At 56.7% G+C, this 16,111-nt stretch carries 21 protein-coding genes; 6 read left to right on the top strand and 15 right to left on the bottom strand.

What is annotated here, in order from left to right:
• Positions 1 to 5 precede the first annotated feature (5 nt).
• Entirely contained in the window at positions 6 to 1,142 is a 1,137-nt protein-coding gene (locus tag H8F22_RS12910; protein ID WP_027924622.1) for a nickel/cobalt efflux protein RcnA, read from the top strand.
• Between the two features lie 141 nt (positions 1,143 to 1,283).
• On the opposite strand, the gene H8F22_RS12905 is transcribed toward H8F22_RS12910, so the two are convergent.
• The 14 genes from H8F22_RS12905 to H8F22_RS12840 form a co-directional block, all read right to left on the bottom strand.
• Positions 1,284 to 1,856 (bottom strand): chorismate mutase, encoded by a 573-nt coding sequence (locus H8F22_RS12905; protein ID WP_027924621.1) that lies wholly within the window; start codon positions 1,854 to 1,856, stop codon positions 1,284 to 1,286.
• Positions 1,857 to 2,009: 153 nt separating this feature from the next.
• Entirely contained in the window at positions 2,010 to 2,333 is a 324-nt protein-coding gene (locus tag H8F22_RS12900) for a hypothetical protein (RefSeq protein WP_194940255.1), read from the bottom strand.
• A gap of 162 nt (positions 2,334 to 2,495) precedes the next feature.
• A complete protein-coding gene (locus tag H8F22_RS12895; RefSeq protein WP_027924619.1) occupies positions 2,496 to 2,924 on the bottom strand; it encodes a nuclear transport factor 2 family protein in 429 nt (142 codons plus the stop codon).
• 3 nt (positions 2,925 to 2,927) lie between these two features.
• Positions 2,928 to 3,686: an SGNH/GDSL hydrolase family protein gene (locus tag H8F22_RS12890; RefSeq protein ID WP_194940254.1), complete on the bottom strand. Its 759-nt coding sequence runs from the start codon at positions 3,684 to 3,686 to the stop codon at positions 2,928 to 2,930.
• A gap of 139 nt (positions 3,687 to 3,825) precedes the next feature.
• Complete coding sequence (locus H8F22_RS12885; protein ID WP_194940253.1) at positions 3,826 to 4,266, bottom strand: phage infection protein; 441 nt, start codon at positions 4,264 to 4,266, stop codon at positions 3,826 to 3,828.
• Between the two features lie 135 nt (positions 4,267 to 4,401).
• Positions 4,402 to 5,094, bottom strand: coding sequence for an RES family NAD+ phosphorylase (locus H8F22_RS12880; protein ID WP_059182737.1), 693 nt, complete (start codon positions 5,092 to 5,094; stop codon positions 4,402 to 4,404).
• Positions 5,088 to 5,492: an antitoxin Xre-like helix-turn-helix domain-containing protein gene (locus H8F22_RS12875; RefSeq protein WP_027924615.1), complete on the bottom strand. Its 405-nt coding sequence runs from the start codon at positions 5,490 to 5,492 to the stop codon at positions 5,088 to 5,090. The genes H8F22_RS12880 and H8F22_RS12875 overlap by 7 nt, the downstream gene beginning before the upstream one ends.
• Positions 5,493 to 5,719: 227 nt before the next feature.
• Positions 5,720 to 6,475: a hypothetical protein gene (locus H8F22_RS12870; RefSeq protein ID WP_027924614.1), complete on the bottom strand. Its 756-nt coding sequence runs from the start codon at positions 6,473 to 6,475 to the stop codon at positions 5,720 to 5,722.
• Positions 6,476 to 6,628: 153 nt separating this feature from the next.
• Entirely contained in the window at positions 6,629 to 7,024 is a 396-nt protein-coding gene (locus tag H8F22_RS12865; protein ID WP_059182739.1) for a hypothetical protein, read from the bottom strand.
• Between the two features lie 379 nt (positions 7,025 to 7,403).
• Positions 7,404 to 8,099, bottom strand: coding sequence for an arsenical resistance protein ArsH (gene arsH, locus H8F22_RS12860; protein WP_027924612.1), 696 nt, complete (start codon positions 8,097 to 8,099; stop codon positions 7,404 to 7,406).
• 11 nt (positions 8,100 to 8,110) lie between these two features.
• Complete coding sequence (locus H8F22_RS12855) at positions 8,111 to 8,581, bottom strand: arsenate reductase ArsC (protein WP_027924611.1); 471 nt, start codon at positions 8,579 to 8,581, stop codon at positions 8,111 to 8,113.
• A 29-nt stretch (positions 8,582 to 8,610) separates the two neighbouring features.
• Complete coding sequence (locus tag H8F22_RS12850) at positions 8,611 to 9,894, bottom strand: arsenic transporter (protein ID WP_027924610.1); 1,284 nt, start codon at positions 9,892 to 9,894, stop codon at positions 8,611 to 8,613.
• A 23-nt stretch (positions 9,895 to 9,917) separates the two neighbouring features.
• Positions 9,918 to 10,265 carry a metalloregulator ArsR/SmtB family transcription factor gene (locus H8F22_RS12845; protein WP_027924609.1) on the bottom strand — a complete coding sequence of 116 codons (348 nt, stop codon included), beginning with the start codon at positions 10,263 to 10,265 and terminating at the stop codon, positions 9,918 to 9,920.
• A gap of 375 nt (positions 10,266 to 10,640) precedes the next feature.
• On the bottom strand, positions 10,641 to 10,913 hold the full coding sequence (locus H8F22_RS12840; protein WP_027924608.1) for a hypothetical protein: 273 nt from the start codon (positions 10,911 to 10,913) through the stop codon (positions 10,641 to 10,643).
• Positions 10,914 to 11,358: 445 nt separating this feature from the next.
• Between H8F22_RS12840 and H8F22_RS12835 the strand changes: the two genes are divergently transcribed.
• The 4 genes from H8F22_RS12835 to H8F22_RS12820 all read left to right on the top strand — a co-directional run bounded on the left by H8F22_RS12835 (position 11,359) and on the right by H8F22_RS12820 (position 13,749).
• Positions 11,359 to 12,018, top strand: a complete 660-nt coding sequence (locus H8F22_RS12835; RefSeq protein ID WP_027924607.1) for a MarC family protein — start codon at positions 11,359 to 11,361, stop codon at positions 12,016 to 12,018.
• Positions 12,019 to 12,278: 260 nt separating this feature from the next.
• The gene (locus H8F22_RS12830; RefSeq protein ID WP_027924606.1) at positions 12,279 to 12,641 is read left to right on the top strand and encodes a DUF6463 family protein; all 363 of its coding nucleotides are present in this window, start codon (positions 12,279 to 12,281) and stop codon (positions 12,639 to 12,641) included.
• 259 nt (positions 12,642 to 12,900) lie between these two features.
• Entirely contained in the window at positions 12,901 to 13,278 is a 378-nt protein-coding gene (locus tag H8F22_RS32620) for a hypothetical protein (protein ID WP_027922974.1), read from the top strand.
• A gap of 228 nt (positions 13,279 to 13,506) precedes the next feature.
• Positions 13,507 to 13,749 carry a hypothetical protein gene (locus H8F22_RS12820; protein ID WP_032833684.1) on the top strand — a complete coding sequence of 81 codons (243 nt, stop codon included), beginning with the start codon at positions 13,507 to 13,509 and terminating at the stop codon, positions 13,747 to 13,749.
• Between the two features lie 251 nt (positions 13,750 to 14,000).
• Here H8F22_RS12820 and H8F22_RS12815 read toward each other — a convergent pair whose 3' ends face one another.
• Positions 14,001 to 14,405, bottom strand: a complete 405-nt coding sequence (locus H8F22_RS12815) for a hypothetical protein (RefSeq protein ID WP_324188015.1) — start codon at positions 14,403 to 14,405, stop codon at positions 14,001 to 14,003.
• 310 nt (positions 14,406 to 14,715) lie between these two features.
• On the opposite strand from H8F22_RS12815, the gene H8F22_RS12810 reads away from it, so the two are divergent.
• Positions 14,716 to 16,074, top strand: a complete 1,359-nt coding sequence (locus tag H8F22_RS12810; RefSeq protein ID WP_059182743.1) for an MATE family efflux transporter — start codon at positions 14,716 to 14,718, stop codon at positions 16,072 to 16,074.
• Positions 16,075 to 16,111: the final 37 nt, after the last annotated feature.

The following is a 16,111-nucleotide window of genomic DNA, read 5'->3' as shown; positions in this document are numbered from 1 at the left end:
CCGTGATGCCCAATTTCGCAGAACTGCTGCAACAGGGTGGCGCCCACGCGTGGCTCTATTTTCCGAGCGCGATACTGCTGGGGGCCTTGCACGGGCTTGAGCCCGGGCATTCAAAAACCATGATGGCGGCGTTCATCGTGGCCGTTCGTGGTTCGGTCAAACAGGCGGTGCTATTGGGCCTGGCGGCAACGCTGTCGCATACGGCGGTGGTGTGGCTGGTCGCGATAGGTGGCATGTACCTGGGCAAGGGGATGGATGCGCAAACCACTGAGCCGTATTTTCAACTTGCCTCCGCTGCGCTGATTATCTTGATTGCACTCTGGATGCTGTGGCGCACCTGGCGCGGCGAGCAGATGTTCAAGTTCGAGCAAGGTGAAGACCATCACCACGGCGAACAGGATCACGCTCACCACGACGAAACCCAGCGAATCGATACCGGTCATGGCCGCGTCGAACTGTCGATTTTCGAAACCGGCATGCCGCCGCACTGGCGCCTGAAAGCGTTGAGCGGGCATGCCTGGGGTGCCGGGGATGTCCGCGTGTTGACCACGCGTGCAGACGGCAGCACCCAGGCGTTCTCATTTGTCGAGCAGGACGGTTTTCTGCAATCGACGGCCGCCATTCCCGAACCCCACGAATTCAGCGTTCGCCTGAGTCTTGGGCATGCCGGGCACTCGCATGACTACGACCTGGAATACTCGGAGCATGACCACGGGCATTCGCACGCGGAACTGCAAGGGCTGGAGTTGTCGATTGACGGTTATCAGGATGCGCATGAACGTGCCCACGCCAATGACATCCGCAAGCGTTTCACCAACCGTGAAGTGACCACTGGCCAGATCATCGTGTTCGGTTTGACGGGAGGGTTGATTCCTTGTCCGGCGGCGATCACCGTTTTGCTGCTCTGCCTTCAGGTCAAGGAAGTGGCGTTAGGCGGCATGCTCGTCCTGTGCTTCAGTATTGGATTGGCGATGACGCTGGTATCGGTCGGTGTGGCCGCAGCCATTGGCGCGCGGCAAGCCAGCAACCGCTGGCCGTGGCTGGGGGCAGTGGCGCGTCGGGCACCTTATCTGTCCGGGGTGTTGATTATCGCGGTGGGCCTGTACGTTGGCATTCATGGCTGGATCGGGTTGACTGCATAAGACGCGTTGAATGGCGTGCGTAAAAAAGCCCGGCGGATAAGGCCGGGCTTTTCATTGAGTTGCGCGGTAAAACCGCGCATTGATGCAGTGCGGCTTTCGATCAGACGGTCGGCCCCCCCTTCGGCCACACGGCCTTCAATCTCATTGCGCCGCGATACACAGCTCCCCGGTAGCGCGTATCAGGGCCTGGCCGTGCAGTTGATCCTTGATCAGGTTGGCTCGCTCGGTCCCCAGCCAGTTCGGGCAATTGGGGTCATTGCGATAGGGCGCGAATTCGGCGTATTGCTGCAGCAAGCGATTTTGCAGCTCATCCAGGCGTGGCCTGATTTGATTGACGAGGTCTGGCCGTGGAGTGTCCGGCGCTTTGGACGCTGCGCGCCATTGAGCGAGCAGGCCGTACTGCACCAGTTTGTTGGCTTCGATCTGTGCGGCCGTCAGCTCGGCAACCGCTTCCGGGTCCAGTTTCCGGCTCGCGGCCATCTTCCTGGCGTTGTCGATGACCTGCGTTTCCCGGGCCGTATCCTGAATCGGTTTGCCACTGTCCCACTTGGTCAACGCCACCAGATCAGCAATGCTCAAGCGCTCGTTTATCGTCACCAGCAACGGCAACAAGCTGGCGGGTGCCGGGGAGGGCGTACCGGCCTGGGCGCCGCACGCGAATACACCGAACAGGGCGCAGGTCAGCAGTTGTGGCAGGCGTGGCGAACGGAACATGGGCAAACCTCATTGAGCGCAGAATTCACAATCAGGTCTTATGTACCACAGGTGCGGCAGCGGCTTTAAGTGGGGGCTGATTTATTTTGTGCATGAAAAAGCCCGGCGGGTCAGGCCGGGCTTTTTGTCGAATGCTGCGGGAAGGCTATTCATTCATGCAGCGCGATACTTGATCAGGCGGTCGGAGCCACCTTCGGCGACGCGGTTCTGCATCAGGCGGTCGGAGCCATCAGCGGCTACACGGTTTTCGATCAGACGATCCGAGCCACCTTCAGCGACGCGTTTTTCGATCAGACGATCAGAGCCACCTTCAGCGACGCGTTTTTCGATCAGACGATCCGAACCCCCTTCAGCCACACGGCTTTCAATCAGGCGATCCGAGCCGCCTTCAGCGACTACAGGTTGAGCCGAAGTCGCGGCAAAAGCGTTCACTGCGAAAACCGAGAAAGCGATAGCGAGAAGGGTTTGGCGTTTCATGATGGTGTGCTCCGGGGTGCTTATGGGTTGGTATGGAGCTGATGTTACGCCGCGGATTTTTTATGAGAACTTCATTGAGTTGATGGTGACTATCGATGTCGGCAATGGATGATCGCGCGCGGTGATATCACCGCGCGGGACGTGAGTTTCAGGCGTTTGGAATCAGGCTTTACTGGCCGCCAGATAAGCCCCAAGGCGTTGTCCCATTTGCTCGCCCAAGGCTTGCAAGCCGCTCAACGGACGGACCATCACCTCAAACTCGACGATTTTCCCGGCTTCGTTGAAGCGGATCATGTCGATGCCCTTCAACTGTTTCCCACCGACATTGGCGCTGAATTCCAGAACCACGTTCAAGCCGTCTGCTGTCGCCAGTTCGCGGTGGTAGGCGAAGTCCTCGAAGACTTTGACGACAGTGTTGAGAATCATCGACACCACGGCCGCGCCCGGATAAGGCGTGTGCGCCATCGGCGAGCGGAACACGGCGTGCGGGTCGAGCAAACCGGGCAGGGCGCTCAAGTCCGCCGTGCGGATCATCTCGTGCCATTGCTGCAAGGAGGCCGCGGCGTTGGGGTGCAGGTTCAGTTCAGACATTTTCTACTCCTGTATTTTTATTGTGGGTTGTGCAATGTCGAGGCGCGTGTTTTGGCGAAAACGTTGGCCGATGACCGCCGCTGCATCGTCCGCCCACTGACTGTATATCGCAGGACCCGGATGGAAGCCATCCCGTGCCATCGAGCCATTTATGGGGGCCAACCGGGTCGCCAGCAGCGTGCAGTGATCAATACGCTCAGCCAGTTCGGCAAGGCACGTGTTGAAAGCGCTAGCCCTAAGTCCCAGGTACCAACGCAGCGGTTGCGGCAGCGCGGGAAACAGGTGCATGGGTGGCAGCGGGGACAGCACGATCTGCTTTACCGCGTACCTCTCGCGCAGCAAGCCAATCAATCGATGTTGTCGGGCGACCCACTCGTCAGCCGCCAATGTGCTGGTGACATCGTTGACGCCGATAGACACCAGCGCCACATCGAAGGCCTCTGGAACGCTGTCTTCGAGCAACCCCAGCAGCGCTTGCGAATCAAGCCCGGACCTGGCCCAGAGTGTCCAGGACACGTGGTAATCATTGGCCAACTGGCTGACCAATTGGCCGCTGAGCGCTTCGTCTTGAGTCGACACCCCAACGCCAGCGGCGGCGCTGTCGCCCACAATCAACAACCGCAGGGCTATGCCGCTGCCGGCCATGCCTTGGCGTGCGCCCTCGGCTTCCGGCAGCCTGGGCGTTACCTTCCGGGTGTAAATGCCCTGCATGAGCAGCAAGGGGCCGAGCAGGATTTTGGCGAGCGTTTCAGTGTGGTTCATGCGGCGTGCCGAGTTGACCTAATGGTTATCAGCGATAGATGTACAACGCCCGCGTAGCGAGTGCACTAAAAATAGCTCACGAAAAAGCCCGGCTGATAAGGCCGGGCTTTTCATTGAGTACTGCGGTAAAGCCCTGCATTTATGCAGCGCGGCTTTCGATCAGACGGTCGGAACCACCTTCGGCAACGCGGTTCTGCATCAGGCGATCGGAACCATCAGCGGCTACGCGGTTTTCCATCAGATGGTCGGAGCCATCAGCGGCTACGCGGTTTTCGATCAGACGATCCGAACCATCAGCGGCTACGCGGTTTTCGATCAGACGATCCGAACCATCAGCGGCTACGCGGTTTTCGATCAGACGATCCGAACCATCAGCGGCTACGCGGTTTTCCATCAGATGGTCCGAACCATCAGCAGCCACACGATTCTCGATCAAGCGATCCGAACCCCCTTCAGCCACTCGGCTTTCAATCAGGCGATCCGAGCCGCCTTCAGCGACCACAGGTTGAGCAGAGGTTGCGGCAAAAGCGTTAACTGCAAAGACCGAGAAAGCGATAGCGAGGATAGTTTGGCGTTTCATGATGGTGTGCTCCGGGGTGTTTATGGGTTGGTATGGAGCGGATGTTACGCCGAGGATTTTTTAAGAGAACTTCATTGGGTCAATGGTGACTATCGATGCCGGTAATGGATGCATCTGCCCCCGTTTTAGAGGCCTTCACGCTTCACTGATCTTGCTGACACTGGTGATTTGCCCATTCCAGACCATCTCGTAATGAGCCGTCTGAACAATCGATGCGACCGGTCGCGGCGTCATCAGCGCCCAGCAGTCACTGCCTGGCAGACGCACCGAGTGGTAACGAATACCGGGGCATCGCGCTTTTTTGATCAAGCTGCCCAGTTGACGGGAATGGGTGTAATCGTCGGGCGCGTAGATCGGGTCCGTCAGCGCAATGGACGTCGCGTCTTTCATCGCCGCGTCGACAAAAGAACAGGACAGCCCGCGGAACACAAAGCGCTCATAGTTCAGGTTGCGGACATTCGACCAATACAGACTCTGGTGATGCCGCACTTCAGCCAGCGCCGTTTCCATGGTATCCGCCAGGTACAACACCCCAAAGCTGCCATCGCTGAACCGCGAACCCGCCGGGTTAACGTGGGTAAACGGCGCAATCGCGTAAGAGCAGCCAGGAATGCCGAACGGGATCTGATCCCGTGCAATCAACTCAAGACGACCGACTTCATTGTGCAGCCGGGGATTGGTCAGTGCCTGTATCTGATACAGCACGTCAAATTCGTCCGCGTCGGCCACGTCATCAAACAGCGCGATGGGTGGGTACTTCGAATTGACCAGTCGGTAGGCTTTTAACCGCTCACCGGCACATTCCGCCAGTTCGCTCACCTTCACCATTGCGCGCCCCGCAGTACGTCAATGCGCCGAAAGGTTTCATACAGCGAAATCATATCGCCCTGGGCCATGATCTCGAGCGGGGTACGCCCGTTGAAAAACTCGTTGTCGTTGGCCATCGATACAAAGCCGTAGACGTTTTCCGGGTTGTCGAAAACCAGGCGCAAGGTTGCGTGGATGTTGAGGACAAAGCTGATGCGCTGCATCTGGTCAGCGTCCAGCGCCACCGCCCATTCGGGGTCTTGCTGCCGGGCGCGGGTGTAGGTGCTGCGGGAAATACGCAGGATGCGACAGGCCTGCTCGCTGGACGCAGACCATTTTTCGAGAATGCCCACGGCTGCCCGCAAGCCCGTGACGCACTGGCTCTTGGTGAATGCTGGTTCCTGAAGGGGGACTGCCATGTGCTAAGCCTCAATTGATCCATAGACTCAAAACTATATAGATTGAATCTGCAGATCAATAGGGCGTCGACCAGTGGTTAGTTGATTTGCGATGCCGACTTCGGTTCGTTCGGCTTTATCCCCTTCTAACCGTAGCGGGTCAGGCAGGCACTCAAACGGCAGGAGCCAAAACCACAACAAAGCGGCGCTTTTGAATCCTGTGACGTGCCTGCCGTCAGCGGTGAGTGTTACAGCGTTGTGAGGTGCTTATTGAAGACGTCCAACGATTGGTGGCCTGTCGTTGGTTGAAAATTCACCCCTTCGAGAGGTGTGTGGGCGGCTCTGAGCAAGCCGTCATTGCGCTTTTCCGGGTTGAACAACAGGTACAACTCCTGGCATTTTTTCACGATGCCAGCGGTGTCCAGCGTCGGGTTCTCTATCTTCGCCGTGATTTGATACACGGCGATGAAATCATTCAGCGACACCTCTTTCATATTCACGATCGATCGATAGAGCACAAATGCACTGACCTGGTCGCATTTACTTTTCAACGATGTGGAGGTGACCGAGCGCGACCAACCCGCAAAATCAAGGCGAATCATCGACGCGCCCTCAAGAATCGCGCAATACCTTCTGACCTCGCTTTCCGAACCTTGCGATGAGCCAAACAGCATGTCGACAAAGCCCGAGACGATCGTACCCACGGCGGATACGTTGTCTCCCGCAACGAAGCCTTTCACGGAGTCGTTGACGACATTGGTGATGTTTTTGGCATTATCTGATGTGTAGGCTTTTGTCTGATAGGTGAAGGATTGAATGGTTGAGATGGGGAATGTTTTATCCGTTCCCTGACCTGCACCCAACAGCGCTGTATTGATCAGTTGCGCGTAGTACTGGGATTTCGCCAGACCCAGCGCCATCAGCGTATCAAGATGCGCTGAACACTCATTTTTCATTTCTTCTGACAAATCCTGACCCAACAATGCTTTCGTTATTGCAGCCATGACGTTATCTCCATAGAAAAATTATTTTCATGCGGATTCGTTGATATATCGAGTGGCCGTAAAGTGTTTGTTTGTCGTGCGCTAATCACCTCCTTTTGATTGGATTGTTCGCGATGTGAGAAGGGTCTTATTGTGCGGCTATATAAGCATTAGCTACCATTCGTTGTGTGCCTTTATGCCGCGCTTGATGTAGGCCAGTTCGTCTTCGGTTAAATGATCCTGGGCGGCCAGGCTTTCAATCACGGAAAGTATTTTTTCTTTAAAAATTTGATCGTCGATGTCTCCTACAACATGCATGTGCAATTCAGGTGTTGAGGCGTCTTCTTCGTCAAGATGCATTGTGCCGTGGCTTGGACTTGAGCCATCAACCGCTGTCAATTGAAGCTTTTCAACCAGGTCGGCGAGGTGGACCTGGGCCGGGGCTCGATACTCCGGGACGCTGCGCCAATGAAAGGTCGCGGCGGTTGCACTCAGTACAATGCGATTGAAGTCTTTTTTATCGACCACTATTAGAGTGCATCCATTTTTGTCAGGGAAATCTCCAGGCATACAAATCTCCAGATTGGGTTCTGTTAAAAGTTCGTGGCGCCAGAGTGCTAACACTTTATACAAGCGAGGCGAAGGCACCACTTGAATAAATGAGTTAGGCCGCACGCTAGGCAAAGGCTTAGCGAGTGACAAGATTGTGAATGGGTTTCAGCGACCTGCGCGCTGACTGGAACAACCATAGACCATGCGCTAACAAGCACTTCAACAACACATAGAATATGTGGCAATAAACAACTCAACCCCGAAGACTATGTGGGCGCAAGCCATTCAGGGTGCGCCCCATTAAGAGGGCGCCAAAATACGCGTCTTGTTTGAGTCGTGCAGTGTTTGTCACCAGCATCTTGATAAAAACCAAGGGCTTGATGAACGATTCAGGCTTTCAAATCGACCGCTGATTCACCCGCTGACTCAACTCCTGCGCCGTCTCCTTGCGCTCCGAATAACGGTCAACCAGATCCGGGCGATCCCGTAGCAGCAACGTGAACTTCACCAGCTCTTCCATGACGTCGACGACCCGGTCGTACAGCGCGGAGGGTTTCATGCGATTCCCTTCGTCAAATTCCAGAAAGGCTTTCGGCACGGAAGACTGGTTGGGGATCGTGAACATGCGCATCCAACGCCCCAGCACGCGCAACTGGTTGACCACGTTAAACGATTGGGAGCCACCGCAGACCTGCATCACCGCCAGCGTTTTTCCCTGGGTCGGGCGCACGGCGCCCAATGCCAGCGGCACCCAGTCAATCTGTGCCTTGAACACGGCCGACATGGAACCGTGGCGCTCGGGTGAACACCAGACCTGTCCTTCAGACCACTGCATCAGCTCAAGCAGCTCCTGGACTTTCGGGTGATCGTTCGGCGCATCGTCCGGCAGTGGCAGTCCCGAGGGATTGAAGATGCGTGTCTCTGCACCGAAGTGTTCGAGCAGGCGGGCGGCTTCTTCGACCAGCAGCCGACTGAACGACCGTGCGCGGGTCGACCCGTACAGCAACAGGATTCGTGGCTTGTGCTGGCCGTCGTGATCGTTGGCGATGGGCTCAATCAAAGACGCATCGAGATTAGGCAGAGGGTGGCTCATGGGGGCTCCGGTTACAGGGTGCTGATGCGGTCGAGTTCGCGCTTCAATGCATCGCGATCAAGCTCGGCGAAGGGCAGGGAGAGGAAGGCCCGGCAGCGCGTTTCGATACGCGCCAGGGTCGAGTGGAAGGCTGCGGAGACGGCCGCCTCATCGCCCTTCACCTCGGAGGGATCCTCCAACCCCCAATGGGCTTTCAACGCCGGACCGAAGTACACCGGGCACGTCTCTCCGGCAGCCTTGTCGCAGACGGTGATCACAATGTCCGGCGGGTTGGCCTCGAAGGCGTCGTTGCCTTTGCTGCTCAACCCGTCGATCGATATTCCGGCCTCTTGCAACGTGGTCAGGCTGCGCGGCAGCACTTGTCCTTTGGGGAAGCTGCCGGCGCTGACAGCCTCGAAACCGTCCGGCGCCAGATGATTGAACATCGCTTCGGACAGGATGCTGCGGCAACTATTGGCGGTACACATAAACAGGACGCGCATGGTGATTCCTCTTTGAAGACGCTCAGGTGCTAAACGCTCAGGCGTAAGGCCAGGGCAGACAAGGTAATGAACAGAATCGGCAGCGTCAGAATGACGCCCACCTTGAAGTAGTATCCCCACGTAATACGAATGCCCTTGCGCTCCAGGACGTGCAGCCAGAGCAAGGTTGCGAGGCTACCGATGGGGGTGATTTTGGGCCCCAGGTCCGAGCCGATGACATTGGCGTAGATCATCGCTTCACGTACGACGCCGGTGGCCTCGCTGGCCTGGATCGACAGCGCGCCCACCAACACCGTCGGCATGTTGTTCATGGCGGACGACAGCAATGCGGTGAGCAAGCCCGTCCCCAGCGCGGCACCCCAGACACCATATTCGGCCAGGTGATTCAGGGCCGTCGTCAGATAGCCGGTGAGGCCAGCGTTCTTCAGCCCATACACCACCAGGTACATGCCCAGCGAAAACGTCACGACCTGCCAGGGTGCTTCGCGCAGCACACGCCGGGTTGAAATCACATGCCCACGCGCCGCAACGGCGAACAGCATCGCAGCGCAGGCTGCTGCAATGACACTGATTGGAATGCCCAGCGGTTCCAGCGCAAACAACCCGATCAGCAACAAACCCAAAACCATCCAGCCGACGCGAAAGGTCAGCGGATCCCGCACGGCATGCCGCGGGTCTTGCAGGTCATCCAGTGAGTAGCGCTCGGGTATGTCACGGCGGAAAAACCAGTACAGCACGGTGAGCGTAGTGCCTACGGCAACGAAGTTGACCGGCACCATGACGGAGGCGTACTCGCTGAAGCCCAGACCGAAGTAGTCGGCTGAAACGATGTTGACGAGGTTCGACACCACCAACGGCAAGCTGGCAGTGTCGGCAATAAAGCCTGCCGCCATGACAAACGCCAGAGTCGACGCAGGGGAGAAGCGCAGGGCAAGCAAGATCGAAATCACGATCGGGGTCAAAATCAGTGCCGCACCGTCATTGGCAAACAGCGCGGATACAGCGGCCCCCAACAAAACCGTGAAGGCGAACAGGCGTCGGCCATCACCCTTGGCCCAGCGCGCCACGTGCAGTGCGGCCCACTGAAAAAAGCCGGCTTCGTCGAGCAGCAGGCTAATGATGATGACCGCCACAAACGTGGCGGTAGCGTTCCAGACAATGCCCCATACCAGTGGAATATCGTTCAGCGTCACGACGCCCGTGATTAATGCCAGAACCGCCCCGAAAGTGGCGCTCCAGCCGACACCCAGTCCCTTGGGCTGCCAGATGACCAATACGATGGTGACCAGAAAAATAGCGAATGCAATGAACATAAAAGACTCGGCAGGCGATGGGGTCAGCAGCAGGCGGTGGTGTTGAGAGGGCGGTCGCCCATCGCGTCGAGTCGAGCGCTGTTTTCCTCAAGCCAGGCGGTGTTGGCCGCTAGCGTGGTCTCTAGAATGGTGCGCACCCAACCCGGCAAATCAGGATTGAGCCGGTAGTAGACCCACTGACCCTGACGTCGATCGAGCAACAGGCCACATGCGCGAAGCTGCGCCAGATGGCGGGAGATTTTCGGTTGACTGTCGTTCAGGGCGCAGACCAGTTCGCACACGCACAGCTCACCCTCGCGGGTGATGAGCAACGTGGCCCGCGCACGGGTTTCGTCGGACAGGCATTTGAATACGGCGGCAGGGGTCAGCATGGACACGGCTCGATACATATGGTTATTCGAATATACGTTTATCCATATGTTTATGGCAAGCAGCGAACTTCAATCCAGCGAGTGAGTTCGATGAGCAGTCGCTGGATACCCCTGAAGTCCTCAGGACTGTTTTGGCGGGTAGTTGCCGCGCATTCCCCCGGACTTGTTGCCCGTTTTGCTCGGCAGGTTAGGCACGACCGGGCGGGATCTGGGTTGAGGGTTGGAGCGGCTTCGTGGTTGAGGTTGTTTGCTCATGGTCAGCCTCCTGACGGGGCAGGGTTTCGCTCGTTCAGCTTCCTCATAAAGTTTAGCTGCTGGGTGACAGAGGTTATGCGGTAAAACAAAGCGGGCGCCTGATAGGGCGCCCGTCTTTATTTACTCCGCCACCTGGGCTCGCAAACGTCGACCGATCACGTCCATCAAGTCACAGCCATCGCGCAACGGAATGGCCAGCAGTTTGGAAAAGTCCGACAGCACCACCGTGTCGCAACCGAGCTCGGCGCGGAAGGCGATGTTCTCCAGGACTTGAGTGACAGTGCGGATGCGGTAGTCGGCCATGGCTTGCAGGACGTCGAGCGGGGCTTGGGTGTCGATGAGCAGGGAGGCCGGGATCAGGTCGATTCCGGTGAGGGGCATGTATCTATTCATTTGAAGATCTCTGTTTGATTGGCTCAATGCCGTCACTCAGTCGTCGCCAAACGATTGGGTGGCAGCTGTGCGCAGGTTGGCGAACCGGCACAGAGAAAACCGGCAGACCCGAAGGTCTCCCGCGCACAGCCGCCATAAAGGCGGCTTTGCGGGTGCGTGAACCCCTGCAATAAAGCGGATAGCCCTCGCATTCTCTGTGATCAGGTCGCCAAACCTGAATCGCCATTGTGGGCGACGGGGCGGACTATAAGCTTCATCGGAACGACGGGCAAGGTGAGGGATTCCGAGATAAGTGTAGGACCAGAGCCGAGGTTGTTGTGAGCCATCGACTGACCTTTCCTGAGCCAGCGCCACCTGTGCCGCAGCGCCAGATTGAGTTCCTAGCAAGCTCATTCTTCATCATCCGCTAAGGTGATGTAACGCGGTCTCTCCTCGAAGGTGCGCCATGAACACCTATGTAACGCTGTTTGTCGGCATGTTTACCACGTTACTGGCCATCATCAACCCGCTAGAGGCGATTCCCGTGTTCCTTGGCATGTTGCAAGGCAAGGACACTGCCGAGCTCCGTCGGGTAGCCCGCAGAGCCTGTTTCTTTGCGTTATTGCTGATGTTCTTTTTCCTGATTTTCGGCAACCTGCTCCTGCGACTGTTCGACGTTCCCCTGAGCATGATCCGGGTGGTCGGTGGGGTGATTCTGATGCGGATCGGTTTCGAGCTGTTCGCCCCCACGCCCAACAGCAGCCTGATTCCCACTGGTCACGACGCCGACCAGGACGTCTCTTTCATCCCCCTGGCGATGCCCATCATGTTTGGCCCCGGTGCGATTGCCACCGTGATCGGCCTGACCAGCACCATCAAAGACGCCAGTCATGCGGTGCTGTCTTTCGCCGTCGTGGCGCTGGCCATCTGCGCCACGATGTTCACCACCTATTTGTCACTGGCTTACGCTCAAGTCATCCTCAAAACGATTGGCCCGCAAGGCATCGATGCCGCCACGCGCATTGTCGGGTTCTTCGTCTCTGCCATGGGGGTTGGTCTGATCTTTCATGGCACGGTGGAGTTTTTGCAATCGTACGGGGTGTTGCTGCATGGCGGGGTGGGGTAGGGCTGGATCGTTGTCTTTGCATTGACCGTGTGCTTTCGGCCAAAAGTGGACGGTGGACACGGTGATGGCAAATAGATAGCTTCATTAGGAGGCAGCAGTCCTTGCCGTCACCACTTCTAAGCCAGACAGGGACTTACGGGATGACAAGGAATGTTATACGACACGCCATCGCGACAAGAAACGCAAACCACTCGCTCGCACTCTGGGACCGTGTAAACGCTACGCACCTTCCAACCTTACCGTTACGGAGCATATAAGACATGTCAAACATCGTCGCATGGACCCTGTTCGCCTTGGGCGTTCTCCATATTCCATTCGGTATCATCAAGTTCAAAACAGCATTTGCCGCCGCTGTAGACTCTGGCTTCGTTGACCAATTCAAAGCGCACGAAGATCGGCGTACTGCCCTCTGGTTTACCATGTTGGGGCCGCTTTTTATGCTCGCAGGGCAGACAGCGATTCACGCCGTAGCCGTTGGCGATCTCGCGCTACTTAAAATTGTTGGCATCTATGTGCTTATGATTTCGATCATTTGCGTCATTGCTGTTCCAAAGTCGGGATTCTGGGCAACGTTGCTGGTTTCACCGCTGATCATCGCGGCAGGATATGACTTGTACGCCTGACAAACGGTTCAAGGCATTCACGAGGGCTTCAACGTCAGATCGGGGTCGATTGCGGTCCTTCACGATAGGCAACAATCGACCCAAAGCTGACGGAGGGAAAAAACCGTAGAGTCCTCCAGATCGTGAATGTTCGTTTGGTGATGGATTGCGAAAAATCGCCCTGCCTATGGCCAACAAGTCTTAGAGAAAAACTGCGTTACAGATTGGCTGATGATTAGAATGGGATCAAATTCACCGTGATGTCAGCAAAGGATGCTTTATGCCCCTTTTAACGTGGGATCCTTTTGATTTAATCGCCGTACTCGGCGTCTTCCCCTCCCTGGATGAGTTCGAAACATCACACTGTTACGTTATCGAGCAAGGTACTGTCAGACTGAAATTGACAATTTGGCAATATGATTCTGATGTGGAAATTCAGGTGAGTGAGGCTTCACTACCAAACCCCATTATCAAATACACAATGCTTGGATGCCCCGGTATCCGCGTTGTTGATGACAAGCGCGGTAAATTCTTGGAGTTTGCAGCTTCGAATACTTTCACTGGGCGATACGACGGGTATTCGGTAATTCCCTACGGTTTAAGGTTGTGGGTCGAACCTCAAATTTTGCTGGAGCCGTTCACTTACGCGTCTGCTTAGAGAGAATGGCGGACGGTCATGATTATGCGCTTTTGGCTGTTCTCCGTCGGTTGTGACCGGCTGCTATTGGCCGATTTCTGCCTGTCACGACCGGTTGAATCCACAAGTGAAACCCGGCCAGTGAGCCGGGTTTTTTGTTCTCGCCATTCGTCCATCGCCGGGCACTTACAGCGTTTCCCTACCTCTCATGTTCAAGCACGGACATTTACATAACCATCGGAGAGCAACATGGACATTGATGAGAATGCACCGGGAAACATATCGCAGCAGGGCGGTACGAGCAGCACGGATAACGAAGCGGGTCATGACCCCAAGCGGTCTGAAGTACCGTCGAAAACGGCCGAAGTCGATGCACCAAATAATCCAAAGCAGGACCCCGCAGCTAAAGAGAACCCGTACAGCCCCGACTTCAAATCAGAACCTGAACATAAGCCGGTTCAAGATGCCGATATTGATACTCAGGGGGGTTAGTAACATCTCGCGAATCAGTACAGAGACCCAGTATGGAATTTGTTGAGGATACGGCTGGAAACATCTCCCAGCAGGGGGGTGTTCCAACGTGAAATGAAACTGGAGTCCGCTGCCTGCTGGGTAATGCACAGATTTGTCCACCCAGTTGCATTCGACCTGACCAGTCATTCGCATTGTATTTGACCAGCACACTTCGTGACCCTGACCTGCAGAGAACGACCCATAGCCGTCATCCACAGTGACTATTGGGATCATGCGCCCACATCATTTATCAGTTCGCGCCAGACATCCCTTGCCTTCTGCTCCGAGGTAAAGACTTGTACTTTTGGATGCCAGAACTGCCCCTCAATTACGATGCATTCCAACGTAGAGTCCTGAAACGTAAAGACATAATGGATGGCATCTTTTAGAAACCGCTGTTTATCGTGTCGCGGATGAAAGGCGTTTCTCTGCTCAAGCTCTGCTAGCCAAGGCGAATTATCTATTCGATGAATTTGGTAATGCTTGAGGCCAAGTCTAATAAGCGGATGGCCGCCCAAAGCCTCATCGTTTGGTGAGCCGAACTGAATTTTTTTTAGTAGAGGGAAATGGATTACAGCTATTTCTTCTTCAACCGTGCAATACCGTAAACATAGCTGCGTGTCCGTGGCGAACACGACGGGTTCGGGCGACGTACTTGGCTGTGGCCGGGAGTCGAGCAGCACTACGGTCGCGAATGACACAGGGAAGCCTAGTGAAGAAACAGGGGAAAAACAGAGTGCGAGAGCGACGCGTTGTCGTCAAACGTTTCTGATCGCGACGGGCTGCTTCTGGTCTTTTCTGCCTCTCACGATAGGCAGAAATTGGCCATCTGGATTGCCCCATTTATTACTCGAACGCTCCAGATTTTCCAAAATAAGAGCGGTCTCGGAACAAGGCCCTGGCGTAGAATTCCCAAACCGCGTGCCCACCCGAGACGGACCCTCAATGCAAACCCCCACCCACCCCATCCCCCTCTGGAAAACCTACCTTCTTTTCCTCGCCCCGATGGTCCTGTCGAACTTTCTCCAGTCCATGTCCGGCACGGTCAACAGCATCTACATCGGCCAAATGCTCGGCACGCAATCCCTGGCCGCCGTGTCCGGCATGTTCCCCATTGTCTTTTTCTTCATTGCCCTGGTCATCGGCCTCGGCGCAGGGGCGGGTGTGCTCATTGGCCAAGCGTGGGGTGCGCGTGAACCGCATCTGGTGAAAACCATTGCCGGCACCACCTTGCTGCTCGGGGCAATGATCGGCCTGACCGCCGCCGTCCTCGGCAGTGTGTTTGCGCGGTCGGCCTTGCAGGGGTTGGGCACGCCGGCTGATGTACTGGACGACGCCGTGGCCTATGCCCACGTGATGATGTGGATCATGCCGTCGCTGTTGGTCTACGTGCTGTTCACCCAACTGCTGCGCGGGGTCAGCGATACGGTGTCGCCGCTGATTGCGTTGGTGGTGTCGACCTGTATTGGGTTGGCGCTGACGCCGGCGTTGATTCGGGGTTGGTTCGGGTTGCCGATGATGGGGATTCAGAGTGCGGCGTATGCCGGGTTGGCGGGTAACTTGTCGGCGATGGGGTGGCTGGCGTGGCGGTTGATTCGCAAGGGGCATCCGTTGGCGCCGGATCGGGAGATGTTTGCGGCGATGAAGCTGGACCGGGAGATTCTCGGCAAGGTGTTGCGCATCGGGCTGCCGACCGGGTTGCAGATGGTGGTGTTGTCGGTGTCGGAACTGGTGATTCTGGCGCTGGTGAACCGGCATGGTTCGCAGGCGACGGCGGCGTATGGGGCGGTGACGCAGATCGTCAATTACGTGCAGTTTCCGGCGCTGTCGATTGCGATCACCGCGTCGATCCTCGGGGCTCAGGCGATTGGGGCAGGGCGCCTTGAGCGCATGGGGCCGATTTTGCGCACGGGGTTGCTGATCAATGTGTGTCTGACGGGCGGATTGGTGGTGCTGGGTTACCTGCTGTCGCACTGGTTGTTGGGGCTGTTCCTCACCGATGACTCGACGCGGGCAATGGCCGAGCACCTGTTGCACATCATGCTCTGGAGCTTGTTGGTGTTTGGCTTCCAGGCGATTGTCGGCGGCATCATGCGCGCCAGCGGCACGGTGTTGGTGCCGATGGCGGTGTCGATTTTCTGCGTGGTCCTGGTGCAATTGCCGGTGGCGTATGTGCTGGACGGGCACTTTGGTTTGCAAGGCGTGTGGATGGCGTTTCCGGTGGCGTATCTGGGGATGCTGGCGTTGCAGACGGCGTATTACCGGTTTGTCTGGCGGCATCAGCGGATCGAACGGTTGGTGTAAGGCAAGCGGCTTGCTGTCAGCCGCGCCCAGGCCGACA

Source organism: Pseudomonas mucoides, from assembly GCF_015461845.1.
Taxonomy (GTDB): Bacteria; Pseudomonadota; Gammaproteobacteria; order Pseudomonadales; family Pseudomonadaceae; genus Aquipseudomonas; species Aquipseudomonas mucoides.
Note: the sequence above shows the minus strand (reverse complement) of the source record. Positions and strands in the feature narration are given on the sequence as shown.

Bases quoted from the DNA above. Each gene is read 5' to 3' on its own strand.
- H8F22_RS12910 (WP_027924622.1), top strand. From the start codon at position 6: ATGCCCAATTTCGCAGAACTGCTGCAACAGGGTGGCGCCCACGCGTGG.
- H8F22_RS12905 (WP_027924621.1), bottom strand. From the start codon at position 1,856: ATGTTCCGTTCGCCACGCCTGCCACAACTGCTGACCTGCGCCCTGTTC.
- H8F22_RS12900 (WP_194940255.1), bottom strand. From the start codon at position 2,333: ATGAAACGCCAAACCCTTCTCGCTATCGCTTTCTCGGTTTTCGCAGTG.
- H8F22_RS12895 (WP_027924619.1), bottom strand. From the start codon at position 2,924: ATGTCTGAACTGAACCTGCACCCCAACGCCGCGGCCTCCTTGCAGCAA.
- H8F22_RS12890 (WP_194940254.1), bottom strand. From the start codon at position 3,686: ATGAACCACACTGAAACGCTCGCCAAAATCCTGCTCGGCCCCTTGCTG.
- H8F22_RS12885 (WP_194940253.1), bottom strand. From the start codon at position 4,266: ATGAAACGCCAAACTATCCTCGCTATCGCTTTCTCGGTCTTTGCAGTT.
- H8F22_RS12880 (WP_059182737.1), bottom strand. From the start codon at position 5,094: ATGGTGAAGGTGAGCGAACTGGCGGAATGTGCCGGTGAGCGGTTAAAA.
- H8F22_RS12875 (WP_027924615.1), bottom strand. From the start codon at position 5,492: ATGGCAGTCCCCCTTCAGGAACCAGCATTCACCAAGAGCCAGTGCGTC.
- H8F22_RS12870 (WP_027924614.1), bottom strand. From the start codon at position 6,475: ATGGCTGCAATAACGAAAGCATTGTTGGGTCAGGATTTGTCAGAAGAA.
- H8F22_RS12865 (WP_059182739.1), bottom strand. From the start codon at position 7,024: ATGCCTGGAGATTTCCCTGACAAAAATGGATGCACTCTAATAGTGGTC.
- arsH (WP_027924612.1), bottom strand. From the start codon at position 8,099: ATGAGCCACCCTCTGCCTAATCTCGATGCGTCTTTGATTGAGCCCATC.
- H8F22_RS12855 (WP_027924611.1), bottom strand. From the start codon at position 8,581: ATGCGCGTCCTGTTTATGTGTACCGCCAATAGTTGCCGCAGCATCCTG.
- H8F22_RS12850 (WP_027924610.1), bottom strand. From the start codon at position 9,894: ATGTTCATTGCATTCGCTATTTTTCTGGTCACCATCGTATTGGTCATC.
- H8F22_RS12845 (WP_027924609.1), bottom strand. From the start codon at position 10,265: ATGCTGACCCCTGCCGCCGTATTCAAATGCCTGTCCGACGAAACCCGT.
- H8F22_RS12840 (WP_027924608.1), bottom strand. From the start codon at position 10,913: ATGAATAGATACATGCCCCTCACCGGAATCGACCTGATCCCGGCCTCC.
- H8F22_RS12835 (WP_027924607.1), top strand. From the start codon at position 11,359: ATGAACACCTATGTAACGCTGTTTGTCGGCATGTTTACCACGTTACTG.
- H8F22_RS12830 (WP_027924606.1), top strand. From the start codon at position 12,279: ATGTCAAACATCGTCGCATGGACCCTGTTCGCCTTGGGCGTTCTCCAT.
- H8F22_RS32620 (WP_027922974.1), top strand. From the start codon at position 12,901: ATGCCCCTTTTAACGTGGGATCCTTTTGATTTAATCGCCGTACTCGGC.
- H8F22_RS12820 (WP_032833684.1), top strand. From the start codon at position 13,507: ATGGACATTGATGAGAATGCACCGGGAAACATATCGCAGCAGGGCGGT.
- H8F22_RS12810 (WP_059182743.1), top strand. From the start codon at position 14,716: ATGCAAACCCCCACCCACCCCATCCCCCTCTGGAAAACCTACCTTCTT.